General features: G+C 71.3%; 1 protein-coding gene. It reads right to left on the bottom strand.

Translation table 11 applies throughout. The features are described 5' to 3' along the window. Positions 1-3 precede the first annotated feature (3 nt). Positions 4-1,764: acetyl/propionyl/methylcrotonyl-CoA carboxylase subunit alpha (locus ACF07B_RS42915; RefSeq protein WP_392182944.1), on the bottom strand; the 1,761-nt coding region annotated here is incomplete at its 5' end.

Raw genomic sequence — 1,764 nt, 5'->3', positions numbered from 1 at the left:
TCGTCAGTCCTTGATCTCGCAGATGGGGGCGCCGGAGGTGACGGAGGCGCCGACCTCGGCGCTCAGGCCCTTGACGGTGCCGGAGCGGTGGGCGTTGAGGGGCTGTTCCATCTTCATGGCTTCCAGGACGACGATCAGGTCGCCTTCCTTGACTTCCTGGCCCTCTTCGACGGCGACCTTGACGATGGTGCCCTGCATCGGGGAGGCGAGGGTGTCGCCGGAGGCGGCCGGGCCGGACTTCTTGGCGGCGCGGCGCTTGGGCTTGGCGCCGGCGGCCAGGCCGGTGCGGGCCAGCGACATGCCCAGCGAGACGGGCAGGGAGACTTCCAGGCGTTTGCCGCCGACCTCGACGACCACCGTCTCGCGGCCGGGCTCGTCGTCGTTCTCGGTGTCGGCCGGGGCGGTGAACGGCTTGATCTCGTTGACGAACTCGGTCTCGATCCACCGGGTGTGGACCGTGAACGGGGCATCCGAGCCGGTCAGCTCGGGGGCGAAGGCGGGGTCGGTGACCACCGCGCGGTGGAAGGGGATCGCGGTCGCCATGCCCTCGACCTGGAACTCGGCGAGCGCGCGGGCGGCGCGTTGCAGGGCCTGCTCGCGGGTGGCGCCGGTGACGATCAGCTTGGCGAGCAGGGAGTCCCAGGCCGGGCCGATCACGGAGCCGGACTCCACGCCCGCGTCCAGACGCACGCCGGGGCCCGAGGGGGCGGCGAAGGCGGTGACGGTGCCGGGGGCGGGCAGGAAACCGCGGCCCGGGTCCTCGCCGTTGATACGGAACTCGATGGAGTGCCCGCGCAGTGCGGGATCGCCGTAGCCGAGCGCTTCACCGTCGGCGATACGGAACATCTCGCGGACCAGGTCGATGCCGGCGACCTCCTCGGTGACCGGGTGCTCGACCTGCAGACGGGTGTTGACCTCCAGGAAGGAGATCGTGCCGTCCATGCCGACCAGGAACTCCACGGTGCCGGCGCCGACGTAGCCGGCCTCCTTGAGGATCGCCTTGGACGACGCGTACAGCTCGTCCACCTGCGCCTGGGACAGGAACGGCGCGGGGGCCTCCTCGACCAGCTTCTGGTGGCGGCGCTGCAGCGAGCAGTCACGGGTGGAGACCACGACCACGTTGCCGTGGGAGTCGGCCAGACACTGCGTCTCCACATGGCGGGGCTTGTCGAGGTAACGCTCCACGAAGCACTCACCGCGGCCGAACGCGGCGACCGCCTCACGGACCGCCGACTCGTACAGCTCCGGCACCTCTTCGAGGGTCCGGGCCACCTTCAGACCACGCCCGCCGCCACCGAACGCGGCCTTGATCGCGATCGGCAGACCGTGCTCCCGGGCGAACGCCACGACCTCGTCCGCACCCGACACCGGGTCCGGGGTACCGGCCACCAGCGGCGCGCCCGCGCGCTGCGCGATGTGCCGGGCGGCGACCTTGTCGCCCAGGTCACGGATCGCCTGCGGCGGCGGGCCGATCCAGATCAGGCCCGCGTCGAGCACGGCCTGGGCGAAGTCCGCGTTCTCCGAAAGGAAGCCGTAGCCCGGATGGACGGCATCCGCGCCCGAGTCCTTGGCGGCCTGCAGCACCTTGGCGAAGTCCAGGTAGCTGGAGGCCGGGGTGTCACCGCCCAGCGCGAACGCCTCGTCCGCCGCACGGACATGCAGAGCGTCCCGGTCCGGTTCCGCATACACGGCAACGCTCGCGATCCCGGCATCCCGACATGCTCGGGCCACGCGGACAGCGATTTCGCCACGGTTGGCGATGAG

The organism is Streptomyces sp. NPDC015532, from assembly GCF_043078065.1.
GTDB lineage: Bacteria > Actinomycetota > Actinomycetes > Streptomycetales > Streptomycetaceae > Streptomyces.
The sequence above is the reverse complement of the archived record's forward strand: the minus strand, read 5'-3'. Positions and strand labels throughout refer to the sequence as shown.